This is a genomic window from Streptomyces sp. DvalAA-14 (assembly GCF_900091855.1).
Classification (GTDB): Bacteria; Actinomycetota; Actinomycetes; order Streptomycetales; family Streptomycetaceae; genus Actinacidiphila.
In genome coordinates this window covers 1-1,215 of record NZ_FMCH01000182.1, presented here as the reverse complement: position 1 = coordinate 1,215, position 1,215 = coordinate 1, and the positions used below count along the sequence as shown (strand labels likewise).

At 78.2% G+C, this 1,215-nt stretch carries 1 protein-coding gene; it reads left to right on the top strand.

The window, feature by feature from the left end:
- Positions 1 to 225: 225 nt before the first annotated feature.
- Positions 226 to 1,215 (top strand): CYTH domain-containing protein (locus tag GA0115240_RS08915; protein WP_161302121.1); only part of this gene is annotated, 990 nt, incomplete at its 3' end.

The following is a 1,215-nucleotide window of genomic DNA, read 5'->3' as shown; positions in this document are numbered from 1 at the left end:
CGCGGGTGGGTGGAGGCGGGCCGAAGGGGCGCGGGGAACTGCGCGCTCCGCCAGGGGTGCGATTGCGCCGCGGGTGGGGCACCGTCCGGGCTGAGGGTGCGGCTGCGCCGCGGGTACGGCACCCCCGGCCGAGGGGGCCGCACGCAGGGGCGGGGGAGGAGGATGGCCGGGTCGCCGGAGGCGACCCCCATTGCCGGGGGCCCACCCGGGGATTACCGTCCAAGCATGGGCGAACGGCTGGCGGAGACCGAACGTAAGTACGAGACCGCCGTGAGCGAGGCCGGACCCGGCGGGTCCGACCCCGGAGCGCGAACCCCGGAGGCCCTGGAAGGGCTGGAAGAGCTGGCGGGCGTGGCGGAGGTGCGGCGCCCCGAGCCGGACCGGCTCGACGCGGTCTACTACGACACCGCCGACCTCGCCCTCGCCGCGCACCGCACCACCCTGCGCCGCCGCACCGGCGGCCAGGACGCCGGCTGGCACCTGAAGCTGCCCACCACCCGGCCCGACACCCGCACCGAGGTGCACGCCCCCCTCGGCGACGCCGCCGGCGCGCCCCCCGACGAGCTGCGGACCGAGATCGCCGCGATCGTCCGCGGCCGCCCATTGGCCCCGGTCGTCCGGCTGCGTACGCTCCGCCGGCGCACCCTGCTGGTGGACGCGGCCGGCCGGACGCTGGCCGAGATCGCACACGACGAGGTCCGGGCCGACCTGGCCGGCGCCGACACCCCGGCCGACTCCGCGAACCCGAGCCCGAGCCCGGACTCGGCCCCGGCCCCGGAGCCCGCATGGACACCCGGCCCCGCCTGGACCGAGACCGAGGTCGAACTGGCCGACGGCGACCCCGGCCTGCTGGACGCCGTGGAGGAACGCCTGCTCGCCGCCGGCATGCACCGCTCCTCCTCCGCGTCCAAGCTCGCGCACGCCTTGGGCGACCACCTGGTGCCGCCGCTGCCGCGGCCCCCCGCCGTACCCGCCAGCGCCGGGCAGACCGCGACCGGCTACCTCCACGAGCAGCTGACCGCCCTGCTGGCCCTCGACCCGGCCGTGCGCCGCGCCGAGGAGGACGCCGTGCACCGGATGCGGGTCGCCACCCGGCGGGCCCGCAGTGCGTTGAAGAGCTTCGGCCGCGAGCTGGACCGCAAGGTCACCGACCCGCTCGGCGCCGAGCTGAGTGGCTGGCCGGCGCGCTCGGGCTGGAGCGCGACCGGGAGGTGC